The organism is Flavobacterium sp. (assembly GCF_044360715.1).
Taxonomy (GTDB): Bacteria; Bacteroidota; Bacteroidia; order Flavobacteriales; family Flavobacteriaceae; genus Flavobacterium.
This window is the reverse complement of sequence record NZ_JBIKJY010000035.1, coordinates 1-16,301: the sequence shown is the minus strand read 5'-3', so window position 1 is coordinate 16,301 and position 16,301 is coordinate 1. Positions and strand designations below refer to the sequence as shown.

Below are 16,301 nucleotides of genomic sequence, written 5' to 3'. Positions count from 1 at the left end.
GCCAAACCTGCACTTCTAGATAATCGGTTAGAATCGCCTTCTAAAAAATTATCAAAGCTATAATTGGCATTTAATTGAGATTCTATTTTAACATTTCTAATACCAGGAATAATAAAAGGATTTTTCAATTCCGGATTTTTATTCACAATAGGCACATCAATTTCTTGTGTTTTAACAGAACTACGATATGTACTAGGAATTTGCTCTGTAAATGGAAGTTTATTGCCAGAAGTGTTTTCCATTTTAATTTTATACACTAGCTTTGCTTGGTTTCCAAGTTCTTTAGTTAAAGCAGTTTTTAATATAACAACATAATGTTCTTCAAGCCACTCGTAAAAGAATTTACTAGGAACTTGAATATGCAAAGCATTGTCTTCTGATAGACTAATTGCTACAATAGGTTCAAACCAAGTTTTATAGGCTTGTTCCTGAATATTGTCCTTGATAAAGGACAAGCAATTATTCCAAACAGATTTTGCTGCATTAGTCATCATGTGTTGTAATTTTAAAAAAGTTTTTAATCTAATTTTGAGAAAAAGAAAGGGTTAACTTTTTTTTACGTAGATTTTATTGGGAGAGCAAATATGTGAACAAATTTATTTAAAAAAAAATGAAATGCTATTGTAATTTAAAAAATATTGTTGTATGTAGTTTTGATTTTAATTTAATAAATAATTAACATTAATTTTAACAACAAAAAATATATAATAAATAATAATGAGAGAATACGAATTTACGGTACGAGTTAGATACGCAGAAACGGATCAGATGGGTGTGGTGTATCATGGAAATTACGCCCAATATTTTGAAATGGGTAGAGTAGAGTGGTTAAGGAACTTTGGTGTTTCATATAAATGGATGGAAGATAATGGCGTTATGTTACCTGTGGTTTCATTAGAAATGAACTATAAAAAACCAGCGCGTTATGACGATATATTACGAGTAAAAACAATACTAAAAAGTCAAACCTCCGTGAAAATAGAATTTGACTATGAAATTTACAATGAACAGAATCAATTGTTAACAACCGGATACTCGATGCTTGTTTTTGTAGATATGAAAACGGGTAGGCCAATTGTACCTCCATCATATGTTTCCGATAAAATAAAAAATATTTTATAATGGATTTAACTGAATTTGATCGCTTATTTGATAAGAAAAATTATAAAAGACACCCTTGGGAAATTTCCAGAAAAAAGGTGCTTTTTAAGTTATTGTCCGCTTCAGAAATTAAATTTCCAATCAAACGAATTGTCGATATTGGCGGTGGCGATGCTTATATTATTAATGAAATTTTTAAGTACAAATTGGCAGATGAATATTTTACTATTGATACCGCATATTCTCCTGAAATTATAGCGCAATTGAAGGTAAATTATGGAGAAAATGCGATTCATTATGTGCAAAATCTTACCGATTATTTCAATACGTTTCCTAGTGATGAAAACGTACTTTTCTTATGTATGGATGTTTTGGAACATTTAGAAAATGAAGATGAAATCTTACAACATCTTACTCATAAAAACAATTATTTCTTATTTGCAGTTCCCGCTTTTCAGACTGTTTTCTCGCAGCATGATGTATTATTAGGACATTATAGAAGATATAATTTGAAACAATTAGAAAAGCTATTGACTAAAAACCAATTTCAAATATCAGATAAAGGATATTATTTTTCATCACTATTATTAGTTAGGTGGATTGAAAGTATCTTTAATAAAAACAAAAAAGCGTCTATTGATAATTGGACAGGTACTACTTTTAAATCAAAATTGTTAGTAGCTATTTTGCAACTCGATTTTGCTTTTACTCGAGTAATTCAAAAATTTGGAATTAAAATGTATGGATTATCGTGTTATTGTATTTGTAAAAAATAAAAATTATAGTTCTTCAATCTCAATTTCAAATAATGCTGTAAAAATATCAACGATTTCTTTGGCATTTTTTTTTCTCGTTGCGATTTCAATTTCGCAATTCAGTTCCATTTTTTGATGAACAATCTGAATATTTTTTTCTTTAATAATTCGCATTACTTTATTCATGTTTTTATAATCGAAAGTAATTTTAAACTGTTTGTCAATGGTTTTCTCAATAATATTTGCTTCATCTAAAGTAAGTTGAGCCGTAGTTTTATAAGCAGAAATTAATCCACCAACACCTAATTTTACACCACCAAAATAACGAATTACCACTACTAATACATTCGTGATATCAAAGGATTGAATTTGTCCATAAATAGGCATTCCAGCAGAATTACTTGGTTCGCCATCATCATTAGCTCTAAATTTTATAACTTCCGTACCAATTTGATATGCATAACACCAATGCCGTGCCGAAAAATGTTCTGTTTTTAATTGATCAAGATGTTTTTTAACTTCAAGTTCTGAAGAAATAGGGAAAGCATAACCAAAAAATTTACTATTTTTTTCTTTAAATAAAATATTTTCAACCGATTCATCAAGGGTTTTATATGTATCTTTAATTTGGAGATCTTGCAATTTTATACTATTTTTTTATCGAATAAATGGGTTACATCATCTTGACCTACAAGTATTTGCCAAGTATTAATGCCTAATGCTTTTGCAGCTTCAATATGTTCTGCGGTATCATCTACAAAAAGCGTCTTTTTTGGATTTAAATTATTTTGCTTTAAAATTAAATTGAAAACAGCTGCATCTGGTTTTCGCTCTTTAATTTCGTAGGAAAAATAAATTTTATTAAAATGCGCATAAAATTCTCTCGCAAAGGTTAAACCTACTCGATGTTCAAATTTATCAATATGTGTGGGATTGGTATTGCTCAATAAAAATATGTTGTATTTGTTTTGTAATTTTTCTAAAAACTCCAAACGTTCTAAAGGAAAATCACCAATAATAGCATTCCAAGCTTCTCTAATTTCTACAAGATTGGCATTTGGTAGGTGTTTCTGAATGGTTTCCATAAATTGCAATTCATCTATTTTACCTGTTTCAAATAAAATAGCAGCAGCTTTCAAATCATCAGTCCAAGCGTTTAAACCTAATTTTTTAAACGCATCAACACTGGCTTGATGATTCAAGTTTAAAAATACATCTCCTAAATCAAAAATAATGGCTTCAATCATAATTTAAGTATGTTTTAAGTTGGTTGTTTTTAATTTTTATAGTTTTTTCAGGTATAAAATTAAATTTAGGGCTTTTAACACCTTCTGTAATTTTATTCTCTGCTATAAAAACCCTCGCTTCATCCCATAAATGGTTATCTATAAATTGTTGCAAAGTAAATGTGCCGCCTTCTACAATAACAGATTGAATATTTTTTTCAAATAAATGAGTTAAGATATTAGAAATCAAATGAGTATCAAACTGTATACATTCATAAGCGATATTTATCGAATGTACACAATTTTCTTGTTCTGTAAAAATTATTGTCGGATTTTTTTTATTTTTTACATTAAATTCATCTGAAATTTTATTTGATTTATCAATAATAATTCGAGTGGGATGCTGTCCAAACCAATCTCTGGCATCTAAACTTGGATTGTCATTTAAAACAGTTGTTGTTCCAACTAAAATGGCTTGTTCTTCTGTTCGATATTTGTGAACCAATTGCCTTGAATAGTCGTTTGAGATAGCGAAAGAGGTTTTTGAATTGGGTATAAAAGGTGCAATAAATCCATCTGCCGATTCTGCCCATTTTAGTATAATATATGGTCGTTTTTTATTGTGAAATGTAAAAAATCGCTTATTCATTCTCAAACATGCTTCCTCTAAAACATTTAGTATAACTTCGCAACCGGCTTGTTTTAATTTTTCAATACCTTTTCCGGCAACTTCTGAAAAACTATCGATACAACCAATTACTACTTTTGGAATTTTATGTTCAATAATCAAATTAGCACACGGAGGTGTTTTTCCAAAATGACTACACGGTTCTAAACTCACATAAATGGTACTTTTGGAGAGTAATTCTTTGTTTTTTACTGAATTAATTGCAAGTACTTCCGCATGTGGTTCGCCTGCTTTTTTGTGCCAACCTTCACCAATTATTTTTCCATTAAATACAATCACGCTTCCTACTAACGGATTAGGATATGTAGTACCTAAACCATTTTTAGCCAATTGCAAACAACGTTTCATGTATATTTCATGCTCAATCATCTTACAAATTTAGTACTTTTACATTTTATATTTACTAATGAATTACATAATAAGAGAAATTGCACCTAAAGACAATTTGAAAATCGCTACTGTGATTCGAAATGTCTTTGAAGAATTAGACGCACCAAAAGTAGGAACCGCTTATGCTGACCCGCATTTAAATACTTTATTTGAAGTGTATCAAGATGACAATGAAATTTATTTTGTAGTAGAAACAGACGAAATTATTTTAGGAGGTTGTGGTATAGGAAAATTAATTGATACCGAAATTAAAATTTGCGAATTACAAAAAATGTATTTAGCAAAAGAGGCTCGTGGAAAAGGAATTGCAAAAGAATTAATGCAAAAATGTTTAACATTTGCTAAACAAGCAGGTTACGATAAATGCTATATTGAAACTTTGCCATTTATGAAAGATGCGCAAAAATTATATGTAAAATCAGGTTTTACCTATATAGACGGACCAATGGGTTCCACAGGACATAATGCTTGTGATGTGTTTATGATTAAAGATTTGTAGTTTTTTAGCCACGGATTACACTAATTTGCACAGATTTAAAATCCTTTAATCTTTAAATCTGTGGCAAAACATTTTAACAAAATTTCATATGAATATTAAAAGTTTAAAAACGTATTTTTTTACTGAATTGCAAACCATTCAGGAAGATTCAGAAATAGAAAGTTTCTTTTTTATTTTGACGGAATTTCTGCACAATTTAAAAAGAATTGATGTTTCACTACACCCTGATTTTGAAGTTTCTGAGTCAGATTTAGAAAAATGGAATACCATAATTTCAGAACTTAAAACCGAAAAACCCATTCAATATATAACTGGTGAAGCCTGGTTTTATGGTTTACGATTTGAAGTGAATGAAAATACGTTAATTCCAAGACCAGAAACAGAAGAATTAGTTGAATGGATAGTTGAAAGTCAAAAGTCGAAAGTCGAAAGTCAAAAGTTAAATTCTCAAAATCTAATAATCCAAAAATCTAACAATCTAACTATTCTAGATATAGGAACAGGTTCAGGTTGTATTCCGATTACTTTGAAAAAAGAAATTCCTTATTCGTTCGTTTATGCGATTGATATTTCAGAAAAAGTGTTAGAAACGGCACGTAAAAACGCTTTTGATAATCAAGTTGAGGTGAATTTTGTTCATCAAGATATTTTAAAATCTTCAAATCTTCAAATCTCCAAATCTTCAAATCTCCTTTTTGATATTATCGTTTCAAATCCACCCTATGTTCGTAATTTAGAAAAACAAGAAATCAAGAAGAATGTTTTAGATTATGAACCGCATTTGGCCTTGTTTGTCGATGATTCTGACGCATTGTTATTTTATAGAAAAATAGCTCAATTGGCATTGAAAAGCTTAGCGTCAAACGGAAAATTATTTTTTGAAATCAATCAGTATTTAGGAAATGAAACCGTTGAATTATTAGAGCATTTAGGTTTCAAAAACATTGAACTTCGTAAAGATTTTATGGGGAATTACAGAATGATTTGTTGTGGTTTATAATTTCAATGTTCAACATTGAACATTCGTTGTTCAAAATTTTGATTAACGAACTCTGAACAACGAATTTTGAAGTTTATTTACTCATAACGCAACGCCTCAACCGGATCTAACTTAGAAGCTTTAATAGCGGGATATAATCCAGAAATAATAGTCACTATAAACGTGGTTGCAAATGCTGCAATAATAGCAGCCCAAGGCGTAACAAACTCAAAACCAGCAACTGAAGCAATTAATGTACCGAGTAATAATCCTAAAATTATTCCAATAATTCCACCAATCTGACTAATAATAAAGGTTTCTGTAAAAAATTGCCAAGCAATTGTACCTCGTTTCGCTCCTAGCGATTTTCTAATGCCGATTTCTCTTGTTCTTTCTGAAACGGAAACCAACATAATATTCATAAGCGCAATTGTTGACCCAAAAATGGTAATAGCACCAATTGCAACAGCAGCAATATTAATTATTGCAATGTTTTCACCTAATTTTTGAATTAAATCGTCACTGCGTTTGATGCCGAAGTTTTCTTTCTCAACTGGATTTAATTTTCTAACTCGACGCATAGTAACTATCGAATTATCAACGGATTCGTCTAATAATTGTTTGTTGCTAATTTTCACAGCTATATCATAATTTATATTGGGCTGCGAAAATATAGAACGGGCAATTTGTATTGGAATGATAATTCGTAAATCTTGATTATTTCCGAAAGTTGCTCCTTTTTCTTTCAATAATCCAATGACTTTAAATTTAGCACCTCTTACAGAAACAGTTTTGTCAATAGGATTTACGCCTTCAAATAAGCCATCTTTGAAATTTGCACCTACTATACATACATAATTATTATTATCAACGTCAAAAGAATTAAAATTTCTACCTGATTCTAAATCGAAACCATTATTTGGAATAAAATTTTCGTCAGCACCCAAAACGGTAATTTCTGGATCTGTTTTTTTGTTGTCAAATTTTACTTCTGCATTCGCTGATGCTGTAAATGATAATGAAGTAGCTGTAAAAGGAAATTCAAATTTATCTTTAAATGCCTTGGCTTGTGGGTAGCTAATAATTGGATTTATTTTTTGTCCTTCGTCATTTCGGTTAATTTGTTCCGAAAAATCATATTGACTTATAGAAAAAGTATTGGCACCCATAGAAGCGAAATTCCCAAATAAATTATTTTCTAAAGCTTTGGTTAAAGTTAAAATTCCTACTAAAAAAGTAATCCCAATAACAATGATAAACACTGTTAAAAAGGTGCGCAACGCTTGACTTCTAATAGAATCAATAGCAATTTTTGTATTTTCTTTGAATAATCCAATCATGACTATTTGACTACCTTTTGTTTTAAATGTTACATGATTTTTGAAAAGAATATAGAAAATAGAAAATAGAAAATAGATTTGGACTTTTTTGGAACACAGATTTGATAAATTATAAAAATTATAAAAATTTCTCAAATCTGTGTTGTCACTATTCTTGATTTTTGCTATTGATTTTTGCGAATCCATTTAAAAGTCAGATATTTGTAATCTATTAGATAAACATTATATAATTTTTCAATATACAATCAAAAAAATGGCATCAAAACCAAGTATTCCTAAAGGAACTCGCGATTTTTCATCTACAGAAGTAGCTAAACGGAATTATATATTTTCTATTATTAAATCTAATTTTGAACAGTTTGGTTTTCAACCTATTGAAACCCCTTCTTTTGAAAATTCGGATACATTAATGGGAAAATATGGGGAAGAAGGCGATAGACTGATTTTTAAAATATTGAATTCGGGGGATTATTTAGATAAAGTTTCAGATGAAGATTTAACGGCTAAAAATAGTAGAAAAATAACGACTCAAATATCTGAAAAAGCGTTGCGATACGACTTAACCGTGCCTTTTGCTCGTTATGTTGTGCAACATCAAAACGAATTAGAATTTCCGTTTAAGCGATATCAAATTCAACCTGTTTGGCGTGCAGACCGACCACAAAAAGGACGTTTTAGAGAATTTTTTCAATGCGATGCCGATGTAGTAGGAAGTAATTCGCTTTGGCAAGAAGTAGAATTTGTACAATTATACGATACCATTTTTACTGCTTTAGGTTTAAAAGGTGTACACATTAAAATTAACAACCGTAAAATATTATCTGGAATTGCTGAAGTTATTGGCGCTTCTGATAAATTAATTGATTTCACGGTTGCTTTAGATAAATTAGATAAAATTGGCGAAGATGGCGTTAAAAAAGAAATGCTTGAAAAAGGAATTTCTGAAGCAGCCATTGAAAAAGTGCAACCGCTTTTCAATTTTACAGGAACCATTCCAGAAAAAATAGAAAAATTAGCCACGCTTTTAGCTTCTTCAAATGAAGGTTTAAAAGGTGTTGAAGAATTGAAATTCATCTGTAATGCTTGTAACGAATTGGGTTTAAAATCGGCAAATTTAGATATAGATGTTACGTTAGCTCGTGGATTAAATTACTACACAGGTGCCATTTACGAAGTTGGTGCTCCAACGGGTATTGCTATGGGTTCTATTGGTGGCGGTGGTCGTTACGATGATTTAACTGGAATTTTTGGATTAAAAAACATGAGTGGTGTGGGAATTTCTTTCGGATTAGATCGAATTTATTTGGTTTTAGAAGAATTAGGTTTGTTTCCAGAAACAGTAACCACAACTTCAAAAGCGTTATTTATAAATTTTGGTGAAGCCGAAACGTTATTTTCATTAAAAGCCATTTCGCAACTTAGACAAAATAATATTAAGGTAGAAATGTATCCAGATGCCGCAAAAATGGCAAAACAATTTCAGTTTGCTGAGAAAAAAGGGATTCAATTTGCTGTTTTAGTAGGGGAAGAAGAAATCAAACAAAATCAATATAAAATTAAAAATTTGATTTCAGGAGCACAAGAAACGGTTTCGTTAGATCAATTAATAGAAAAATTGAAATAAGATATTAGATAGGAACACAGATTTCATAGATTAACACGGATTTTAATTTGTGTCAATTTGTGAAAATCTGTGTAAAATAAAATAAAATGAAGAAATACTTCCAAGAATTCAAATACAATTTCAATTTAGCTTTACCTGTTATTTTAGGTATGGTCGGTCATACGTTAGTTGGAGTAGTGGATAATATTTTTGTAGGACAATTGGGTTCTACAGAATTAGCGGCGGTTTCTTTAGGAAATAGTTTCGTGTTTATTGGAATGTCTATTGGGATTGGATTTTCTACAGCCATCACACCAATTATAGCAGAGTTTGATAGTACAAAAGATAGAGAAGGCGGAAGAACTGCTTTTCAAAATGGATTAATTTTATGTACCATTTTAGGTTTTGGATTGTTCTTTTTATTGCTTTTTGCCAAACCTTTGTTGTCATATATGAACCAACCAGCCGATGTAGTAAAATTAGCTAAACCTTTCTTGGATATTGTTGGTTTCTCATTGGTGCCTCTTGTGATTTTTCAAGCGTACAAACAGTTTGCAGACGGAATGAGTGAAACCAAATATTCTATGTATGCTACAATTTACGGAAATATTATCAATGTAGTAATTAATGCTTTATTGGTTTTTGGATTGTTTATGTTTCCTAAAATGGGAATTGTAGGATCTGCTATTGGAACATTAATCGCACGTGTTTTTATGGTTATTTATATGCACTATATATTGTCTAAAAACGAAAAATTCAAATCCTTTTTCAAGAATTTTGGTTGGCAATCTTTTCAAAAAAGTGTTTCAGATAAAATTATTAAGTTGGGTATTCCTTCTTCCTTACAAATGTTTTTTGAGGTAGCCTTATTTACAGGTGCCATTTGGTTGTGTGGTATGATTGGAACCACCAGTCAGGCAGCCAATCAGATTGCATTAAGTTTGGCTTCGCTAACTTTTATGTTTGCGATGGGATTAAGTGTTACGGCTATGATTCGTGTAGCCAATCAGAAAGGATTAAATGATTATAAAAAACTAAATACGGTAGCCCATTCTATATTTCTAATGGCCATTATTTTAGAAATTATTTTTGCAGTGGTTTTTATGTTAGGAAGTCAAATTTTCCCTTCGTTTTTTGTAAATTCAGAAATGGCACTTAATGCTACAGAAATTAAAGAAGTACTTTCTGTATCATCCAAATTATTAATAATTGCTGCATTTTTCCAAATTTCAGACGGCATTCAAGTGGTAGTTTTAGGCGCATTACGTGGCTTACAAGACGTAAAAGTGCCAATGTATTTAACCTTTATTGCGTATTGGATAATAGGTTTTCCAATATCTATTTATTTAGGATTATATACTTCATTAAAAGCCGAGGGCGTTTGGATTGGCTTATTAGCCGGATTAACGGCTGCTGCATTAATGCTTTACCTACGATTTAGATTTCTATTAAAATTACATAGATAAAATTTGAAAAAGAATTGTACTTTTGAAACTTAATTATACAAATTACTAAACAAAATATAAAATATGGAATTACCAAAATTTGTAATAGGCGACAACACTGATTTTCCTGATGATATTTTTGTCATTCATTTAGAATATCCAAGATTTTTCATCAATCTAAAAGATGATTCTGTAGAATTTTTAGAAGATGTTGAAGAAGAAGATCAAAAAGAACTGGAGGTTGAAATGGAACATTTAATTACGCTAGCTGGCGAATTTTATGACCGAGAAATGGAACGTTACGAAAAAGCATAATAAAAACCGATAGTTAATCTATCGGTTTTTTAATCTAACAATCTAAAAGTCTAAGAAATCTAACAATCTAAGTAGTCTAATATGTCTAAATTAAGAACTGCAGCTTAACATAGAACTTCCAATTTTTTGTCTTGCCCAATCGGGTCTTTTTGCAAACCATTTTTCAAATTCAGGCTGTTCATCATACGGATGCAAAAGCAGTTTGTATAATTCATTTAGTAACGAATAATCTTCTTTTTCTGCCAATTCAATCGCCATTTGCGCCATATAATTACGTAAAACATATTTCGGATTCACCGAATTTTGAAGTGTTTTTCGTTCGTTATCTGAAAGTAGTTCTTTATTTAAAAGTGTTACATAATGTGCAAACCAAAAATGCCAAGTTTCTAAAATAATGCCTGTAACCTCTTCAGGTTTGTAAAACGCAGCGGTAATTTTTGATACACAAACTTCACTTGTATCTGTTTTTTCAATCTGATTTAGTTTTCTAAAAAAAATGGTATAATCTGTTTCTGTTTGTTCTAAATTATATAGTAATTGTTGAATCAGCTTTTCGTCTTCGTCATTTTTTAATGTAATACCCAATTTTTTCAACATCATTTCTAAAAAATCTTCATCGTATTTTTTAGCATAATCATTTAGAATTTCTTCCAAAGGTGCTGCTTCTTCAATTAGCGGATACAATGCATTTGCCAATTGATATAAATTCCATAAAGCAATATTCGATTGGTTGCCAAATCGGTATCTTTTTCCTGCTGCATCAGTTGTATTGGGCGTCCAATTCGGGTTGTAATCTTCAAGCCACCCATAAGGTCCGTAATCAATAGTTATGCCGTGAATACTCATGTTGTCTGTATTCATTACACCATGCACAAAACCTACACGTTGCCAATGAAGTAGTAACGCTCTTGTTTTTTCGGCAATAGTTTTAAAAAATGCAATGTATTTTTCTTTTCCTGTTGTATTAATTTCTGGATAATAATTTGTAATCGTATAATCTGTAAGTAATTTTAAATTTTCAATATCATTTTGAGACGACAACAATTCAAAACTTCCAAAACGAATAAAACTTGGTGCTATTCTGCAAACAATTGCCCCTTTTTCTAATGCCGCATTTCCATCATACATAACATCTCGAACCACTTCATCACCAGTCGAAATTAAAGACAAAGAACGAGTTGTTGGAACACCCAAATGAAACATAGCTTCGCTACACAAATGTTCACGAATTGAGGAACGCAATACAGCCAATCCATCAGCTCGTCTAGAATAGGGTGTAGGACCTGCGCCTTTTAATTGTAATGTAAATAACTGATTATTATGTTCAATTTCACCTAAAACTATAGCTCTACCATCGCCCAATTGTCCTGCCCAATTTCCAAATTGATGACCAGCATAATTCATGGCAAACGGTTTAGAATTTCCTATAATTTCAGCACCAGAAACCAAATTTAAAAACGCCTCTGAAGCAATAAAATCATCTGAAAAACCAATTAAATTCTGAACTTCTTTTGCCAGATGAAGTAATTTTGGACGACTTGGTATTTTCGGTTTTACATATGAAAAAGCGGCATTATTTACTTGACGTGTAAAGTTTTCTTCAATAGGATCTGAAGGTAAATTTGTATTGAATTTATGTAGAAATTGAATAGACATTAGCTTTTAATAATTCACAAAGTTACAGAATAAAATTTTTAAATATTGTCTATTAAAATGTATATTTGTACAAATTTCATAGGATGAATGCGATAGAAACAAAATCTAATTTAGAAACGTATTTTCAGCAGTTTAGAAAAGATATCATCGGTATTAACCAATCGTTTGTTTCGCCATTTGGAGAACAAAAAATTGTTTATACAGATTGGACGGCAAGCGGCCGATTGTATCGACCAATTGAAGAAAAACTAATGGATACTTTCGGACCTTTTGTAGCCAATACGCATACAGAAACTTCTATTACAGGTACGGCGATGACGATGGCATATCATGAAGCCCGTCATATTATAAAACGCCATGTAAATGCTACAGAAAATGATGTTTTGATTACAGACGGAACTGGAATGACAGGTGTTGTAAATAAATTACAACGTATTTTAGGTCTTCGAATTCCAGAAAATTTAAAAGAATATACTACTATTCCAAATGAAATTAAGCCTATAGTGTTTATTTCGCACATGGAGCACCATTCTAATCAAACATCTTGGTTAGAAACTATTGCCGATGTGGTAGTGATCCCTGCAGATGAAAATGGCTTGTTTTCAATAGATAATTTCACAAAATTAGTGCATAAATATAAAGATAGAAGTTTTAAAATTGCATCTATAACCTCTTGTTCAAACGTAACAGGAATTCGAACACCTTATCACGAAGTAGCCAAAATTATGCATCAAAATAACGGCGTTTGCTTTGTTGATTTTGCCTGCTCAGGACCTTACGTGGAAATTAATATGCATCCAGAAGATAAAGAAGCGTATTTAGATGCGATATTCTTTTCGCCACATAAATTTTTAGGCGGACCTGGTTCTTGTGGTGTGATGATTTTTAATAAAGAACTATACAAAAATAATATTCCTGATTGTCCTGGTGGCGGAACGGTTTCTTGGACAAATCCTTGGGGCGAACACCAATATATTGATAATATTGAAGATAGAGAAGATGGTGGAACGCCTGGTTTTTTACAAGTGATGAAAACGGCGCTTGCGATTCAGTTGAAAGAAAAAATGGGTGTGCAATCTATTTTAGAAAGAGAACACGAATTGGTTGATTATATTTTTGAACGATTAGCACCAATCGAAAACATACATATTTTAGCATCAGAACACACGGATAGGTTAGGGGTAATTTCATTTTACATTACCGATTTACACTTTAATTTAGGGGTAAAATTATTAAACGATAAATTCGGAATTCAAGTTCGTGGAGGGTGTAGTTGTGCTGGAACATACGGGCATTATTTACTAAATGTAAATCAAGAAACCTCAAATTCTATTACTTGCAGTATTAATGAAGGCGATTTAACCAACAAACCAGGTTGGATTAGAATGTCAATTCATCCTACAACTACGTCAGAAGAAATTCAATTGGTTTGTGATGCGATTATTGATGTTGCAGAAAACTTCACCTCTTGGCAAGAAGATTATATTTATAATCCTACTAAAAACGATTTCAATCATAAAAATGATAGTAGACCAGAAGTTGAAATGGTGAAAAGTTGGTTTCTTTAAACACATAGGAACTTAGTAAAAGTATTGATAAATTTAGAAGCTTCGCTTTGCATAGAAAACATAGACTGGCTTACTTTTCACTTTTTACTTTTCACTTACCTCATATGCTTCCATCGTTTATGCGTCCACAAGTAAAATTCTGGGGCGTCATAAATTTGTTGTTCAACTAATTTTAGGAAATTGCTTGTGATTTCGTAATTCGGAATGTCTTTGATGTTTTCATCACAAAGGATTTCGAAACTACCTTCATAATGCCCACGTTTTAGTTTCTTAGTTTTTAAGAAAATCACATTCATATCGTATTTTTTGGCTAACATTTCCCCGCCTGTATGAACAGGAACTTCGATTCCCATAAATTTTTCCCAATGGTGTGTAGCACTTAATTTTGGCGATTGGTCACTAACCAAACCATATAAACTATAATTTTTATTTCTAAAATTAGTAGCCATCGTAGGAATAGTTTCTTTACTATCGATTAAATGACTTTTAAATTTAGAACGAATTTTTCGGACTAATTTATCAAAATACGGATTGGCTAATTTTTTATAGACACCATAACCCATAAAATGAATATGATAATTCATAGAAACCGCCCATTCATAACTCGCATAATGCGCACATAACAAAGCAATACTTTTTTCTTTTTTTTCTAATTCATAATACACTTCCATATTTGAAAAGGTGTAGCGTTTTTCAATTTCCTTTTTTGAAATTGATAATGTTTTTATCATTTCAAGAAACAAATCGCACAAGTGAGCGTAGAATTTTTTCTCAATAACCGTTCTTTCTTTTTCAGATAGATGCGGAAGTGCTAAGGCGATATTACCACGAACCACTCTTTTTCGATATTTAAAAATGCGATAAACAAGAAAGTATACACAATCAGATAATAAGTACAATACAGGAAAAGGTAGTATAGAGATTATCCAAATGAAAGGGTAAATGATAAGATATAATAGAAATTGCATGAATATTTTTTTTACAAATATACGTGTTTTGTTATTTCTTAGAAAATAATAGGATAATATGTTTTTGGTGTTGATTTTTCAATAATTATAGTACCTTTAGCTTCATTAAATTATTAGATATGTATTCTGTTTCAACCATTATTATTGCTATTACAGCCTTGGTTACATTTATGGGTTTGTCCAATGTTGCTTTTTTTGACCGTTTTAAATTCAACATTTCAAAAATTAAATCAGGCGAACAATTTCGTATGATTACATCCGGTTTTTTACATGCCGATTGGTTTCATTTTGCGTTTAATATGTTTAGTTTTTGGAGTTTTGCCAATTTTTTAACTCAAGAATTTAGTACCACAAATTTTCTACTAATTTATTTTGGTAGTATGTTAATCGGTAGTGTATTAACGTATTATATTCATAAAAACGAACCCTATTATTCGGCTATTGGTGCTTCGGGTGCAGTTACAGGAATTATTTATTGTGCCATTTTATTATATCCAGAAATTGAGTTAAGAATGTTTTTTGCCATTCCTATTCCGGGATATATTTTTGCTTTTCTGTATTTAGGATATTCGGTTTATGGAATGAAAGGGAGAAATGATAACATTGGGCATACCGCACATTTAGGTGGCGCCATAGGAGGTTTAGTAATAACATTACTTTTAGTACCAAGTTTGTTTCAATCCCGATTAATTTTTATTGGAATTTTATTAATCCCAATTGCGGTTTTAATGTATTTAGTAAAAAATAAAAAAATATAATTGGCATACTATTTGATTTTAATATTAGTATCCTAAATATATCAATTATGAAAAAAGTTATTTTACTACTTACAGGATTCATTTCTATGATAGGAATGAGTCAAGAACAAACCAAATTTACGCCGCAAATTTCTATTTCTGGTGAAGGAAAAATTTTAGTTGCTCCAGACATAGCAGTTATTCAATTGGGTGTGCAGAACAACGGAAAAGATCCGAAAGAAGTCAAACAATTAAATGATGTAACTATTGATAAAGTCATTGCATACATTAAAAAATTTGGTATTCCGGTTACAGATTATCAAACCACGCAATTGAGTTTGTATAAAAACTACGATTACGAAAAAAAGAAACATTCGTATCAAGCCAATCAAACTATTTCGGTTACCTTAAAAGACATTTCTAAATACAATGCGTTTATGATGGATGTTATGGAAACTGGCATAAATGTAATAAATGGAGTAGGTTTTAAGTCTTCAAAATTGGAATTGTTTGAATCCGAAGCAAGAAAAAAAGCCATTTTAAACGCTAAGAAAAAAGCAGAAGATTATGTGTCAGTATTACCGGGACAAAAAGTTGGAAAAGCCATTTCAATTTCTGATAATTCGCAAACGAGTTATCCGCAACCTGTTTTTATGGCTAAAGGGTTTATGGCTGATAGCGAAGCCACCCAGCCAAGAGAAACATTGGCTATTGGTGAAATTGAAATTGTATCCAACGTTTCAGTTTCCTTTGTTTTAGAATAAACAACTTGACATAAAATAGAAAAGCCAGAACGAACTTCTGGCTTTTTATAATCTAAGAATGGCGAGTAGCCATAAACAGCTTTTTTTAGGTTTTATAACGTTTTGCAGCTTGGCGAAGTGGCGGATTTAGAAGCACTTACTTTCAATTTAGCACTAATGTTCATTTGAAAACCAAATGTTCAATTTTGCACTGAACCCGCCATTTTGCCAAACTGCTGTTGTGTGCTGTTTTTATTGAATTCCTTTAAAAAAGTTCCAAACTTCTTC

17 protein-coding genes are annotated in these 16,301 nt (G+C 31.0%); 10 read left to right on the top strand and 7 right to left on the bottom strand.

Annotated elements, in window-relative coordinates:
• A partial coding sequence (locus tag ACIQ16_RS09715) for a DnaA N-terminal domain-containing protein (protein ID WP_396151031.1) occupies positions 1-491 on the bottom strand: 491 nt, incomplete at its 3' end.
• A gap of 226 nt (positions 492-717) precedes the next feature.
• On the opposite strand from ACIQ16_RS09715, the gene ACIQ16_RS09710 reads away from it, so the two are divergent.
• Both ACIQ16_RS09710 and ACIQ16_RS09705 read left to right on the top strand, forming a co-directional pair.
• Positions 718-1,122 carry an acyl-CoA thioesterase gene (locus ACIQ16_RS09710; protein WP_396151029.1) on the top strand — a complete coding sequence of 135 codons (405 nt, stop codon included), beginning with the start codon at positions 718-720 and terminating at the stop codon, positions 1,120-1,122.
• Positions 1,122-1,877: a hypothetical protein gene (locus tag ACIQ16_RS09705; RefSeq protein ID WP_396151027.1), complete on the top strand. Its 756-nt coding sequence runs from the start codon at positions 1,122-1,124 to the stop codon at positions 1,875-1,877. The genes ACIQ16_RS09710 and ACIQ16_RS09705 overlap by 1 nt, the downstream gene beginning before the upstream one ends.
• 3 nt (positions 1,878-1,880) lie before the next feature.
• Here ACIQ16_RS09705 and ACIQ16_RS09700 read toward each other — a convergent pair whose 3' ends face one another.
• The 3 genes from ACIQ16_RS09700 to ribD are packed head-to-tail and all read right to left on the bottom strand — an operon-like array spanning position 1,881 to position 4,139.
• Complete coding sequence (locus tag ACIQ16_RS09700) at positions 1,881-2,498, bottom strand: IMPACT family protein (protein WP_396151025.1); 618 nt, start codon at positions 2,496-2,498, stop codon at positions 1,881-1,883.
• Positions 2,499-2,500: 2 nt separating this feature from the next.
• On the bottom strand, positions 2,501-3,103 hold the full coding sequence (locus ACIQ16_RS09695) for an HAD family hydrolase (protein WP_396151023.1): 603 nt from the start codon (positions 3,101-3,103) through the stop codon (positions 2,501-2,503).
• Positions 3,096-4,139: a bifunctional diaminohydroxyphosphoribosylaminopyrimidine deaminase/5-amino-6-(5-phosphoribosylamino)uracil reductase RibD gene (gene ribD / locus ACIQ16_RS09690; RefSeq protein WP_396151021.1), complete on the bottom strand. Its 1,044-nt coding sequence runs from the start codon at positions 4,137-4,139 to the stop codon at positions 3,096-3,098. Before ribD ends, ACIQ16_RS09695 begins: the two co-directional genes overlap by 8 nt.
• 37 nt (positions 4,140-4,176) lie before the next feature.
• Here ribD and ACIQ16_RS09685 point away from each other — a divergent pair, with 37 nt between their 5' ends.
• Positions 4,177-4,659 (top strand): GNAT family N-acetyltransferase, encoded by a 483-nt coding sequence (locus tag ACIQ16_RS09685; RefSeq protein ID WP_396151019.1) that lies wholly within the window; start codon positions 4,177-4,179, stop codon positions 4,657-4,659.
• 88 nt (positions 4,660-4,747) lie between these two features.
• The gene (gene prmC, locus ACIQ16_RS09680) at positions 4,748-5,659 is read left to right on the top strand and encodes a peptide chain release factor N(5)-glutamine methyltransferase (RefSeq protein WP_396151017.1); all 912 of its coding nucleotides are present in this window, start codon (positions 4,748-4,750) and stop codon (positions 5,657-5,659) included.
• A gap of 77 nt (positions 5,660-5,736) precedes the next feature.
• Here prmC and ACIQ16_RS09675 read toward each other — a convergent pair whose 3' ends face one another.
• The gene (locus ACIQ16_RS09675) at positions 5,737-6,978 is read right to left on the bottom strand and encodes an ABC transporter permease (RefSeq protein ID WP_396151015.1); all 1,242 of its coding nucleotides are present in this window, start codon (positions 6,976-6,978) and stop codon (positions 5,737-5,739) included.
• 253 nt (positions 6,979-7,231) lie between these two features.
• Between ACIQ16_RS09675 and hisS the strand changes: the two genes are divergently transcribed.
• The 3 genes from hisS (at position 7,232) to ACIQ16_RS09660 (ending at position 10,341) form a co-directional block, all read left to right on the top strand.
• The gene (hisS, locus tag ACIQ16_RS09670; RefSeq protein WP_396151013.1) at positions 7,232-8,602 is read left to right on the top strand and encodes a histidine--tRNA ligase; all 1,371 of its coding nucleotides are present in this window, start codon (positions 7,232-7,234) and stop codon (positions 8,600-8,602) included.
• Between the two features lie 86 nt (positions 8,603-8,688).
• Complete coding sequence (locus tag ACIQ16_RS09665; protein ID WP_396151011.1) at positions 8,689-10,047, top strand: MATE family efflux transporter; 1,359 nt, start codon at positions 8,689-8,691, stop codon at positions 10,045-10,047.
• Between the two features lie 63 nt (positions 10,048-10,110).
• Positions 10,111-10,341, top strand: a complete 231-nt coding sequence (locus ACIQ16_RS09660; protein ID WP_396151009.1) for a hypothetical protein — start codon at positions 10,111-10,113, stop codon at positions 10,339-10,341.
• 90 nt (positions 10,342-10,431) lie between these two features.
• Here the strand turns inward: ACIQ16_RS09660 and ACIQ16_RS09655 are convergent, their stop codons facing one another.
• Positions 10,432-11,997, bottom strand: a complete 1,566-nt coding sequence (locus ACIQ16_RS09655) for a YdiU family protein (protein WP_396151007.1) — start codon at positions 11,995-11,997, stop codon at positions 10,432-10,434.
• Between the two features lie 83 nt (positions 11,998-12,080).
• On the opposite strand from ACIQ16_RS09655, the gene ACIQ16_RS09650 reads away from it, so the two are divergent.
• Complete coding sequence (locus ACIQ16_RS09650; protein WP_396151005.1) at positions 12,081-13,565, top strand: aminotransferase class V-fold PLP-dependent enzyme; 1,485 nt, start codon at positions 12,081-12,083, stop codon at positions 13,563-13,565.
• A 95-nt stretch (positions 13,566-13,660) separates the two neighbouring features.
• Here the strand turns inward: ACIQ16_RS09650 and ACIQ16_RS09645 are convergent, their stop codons facing one another.
• Complete coding sequence (locus tag ACIQ16_RS09645; protein ID WP_396151003.1) at positions 13,661-14,533, bottom strand: lysophospholipid acyltransferase family protein; 873 nt, start codon at positions 14,531-14,533, stop codon at positions 13,661-13,663.
• A gap of 119 nt (positions 14,534-14,652) precedes the next feature.
• On the opposite strand from ACIQ16_RS09645, the gene ACIQ16_RS09640 reads away from it, so the two are divergent.
• Positions 14,653-15,291 carry a rhomboid family intramembrane serine protease gene (locus ACIQ16_RS09640; RefSeq protein ID WP_396151001.1) on the top strand — a complete coding sequence of 213 codons (639 nt, stop codon included), beginning with the start codon at positions 14,653-14,655 and terminating at the stop codon, positions 15,289-15,291.
• A gap of 47 nt (positions 15,292-15,338) precedes the next feature.
• Complete coding sequence (locus tag ACIQ16_RS09635; RefSeq protein ID WP_396150999.1) at positions 15,339-16,034, top strand: SIMPL domain-containing protein; 696 nt, start codon at positions 15,339-15,341, stop codon at positions 16,032-16,034.
• Positions 16,035-16,301 lie beyond the last annotated feature (267 nt).

Coding starts and splice junctions, on each gene's coding strand:
- ACIQ16_RS09710 (WP_396151029.1), top strand. CDS start 718: ATGAGAGAATACGAATTTACGGTACGAGTTAGATACGCAGAAACGGAT.
- ACIQ16_RS09705 (WP_396151027.1), top strand. CDS start 1,122: ATGGATTTAACTGAATTTGATCGCTTATTTGATAAGAAAAATTATAAA.
- ACIQ16_RS09695 (WP_396151023.1), bottom strand. CDS start 3,103: ATGATTGAAGCCATTATTTTTGATTTAGGAGATGTATTTTTAAACTTG.
- ribD (WP_396151021.1), bottom strand. CDS start 4,139: ATGATTGAGCATGAAATATACATGAAACGTTGTTTGCAATTGGCTAAA.
- ACIQ16_RS09685 (WP_396151019.1), top strand. CDS start 4,177: ATGAATTACATAATAAGAGAAATTGCACCTAAAGACAATTTGAAAATC.
- prmC (WP_396151017.1), top strand. CDS start 4,748: ATGAATATTAAAAGTTTAAAAACGTATTTTTTTACTGAATTGCAAACC.
- ACIQ16_RS09675 (WP_396151015.1), bottom strand. CDS start 6,978: ATGATTGGATTATTCAAAGAAAATACAAAAATTGCTATTGATTCTATT.
- hisS (WP_396151013.1), top strand. CDS start 7,232: ATGGCATCAAAACCAAGTATTCCTAAAGGAACTCGCGATTTTTCATCT.
- ACIQ16_RS09665 (WP_396151011.1), top strand. CDS start 8,689: ATGAAGAAATACTTCCAAGAATTCAAATACAATTTCAATTTAGCTTTA.
- ACIQ16_RS09660 (WP_396151009.1), top strand. CDS start 10,111: ATGGAATTACCAAAATTTGTAATAGGCGACAACACTGATTTTCCTGAT.
- ACIQ16_RS09655 (WP_396151007.1), bottom strand. CDS start 11,997: ATGTCTATTCAATTTCTACATAAATTCAATACAAATTTACCTTCAGAT.
- ACIQ16_RS09650 (WP_396151005.1), top strand. CDS start 12,081: ATGAATGCGATAGAAACAAAATCTAATTTAGAAACGTATTTTCAGCAG.
- ACIQ16_RS09645 (WP_396151003.1), bottom strand. CDS start 14,533: ATGCAATTTCTATTATATCTTATCATTTACCCTTTCATTTGGATAATC.
- ACIQ16_RS09640 (WP_396151001.1), top strand. CDS start 14,653: ATGTATTCTGTTTCAACCATTATTATTGCTATTACAGCCTTGGTTACA.
- ACIQ16_RS09635 (WP_396150999.1), top strand. CDS start 15,339: ATGAAAAAAGTTATTTTACTACTTACAGGATTCATTTCTATGATAGGA.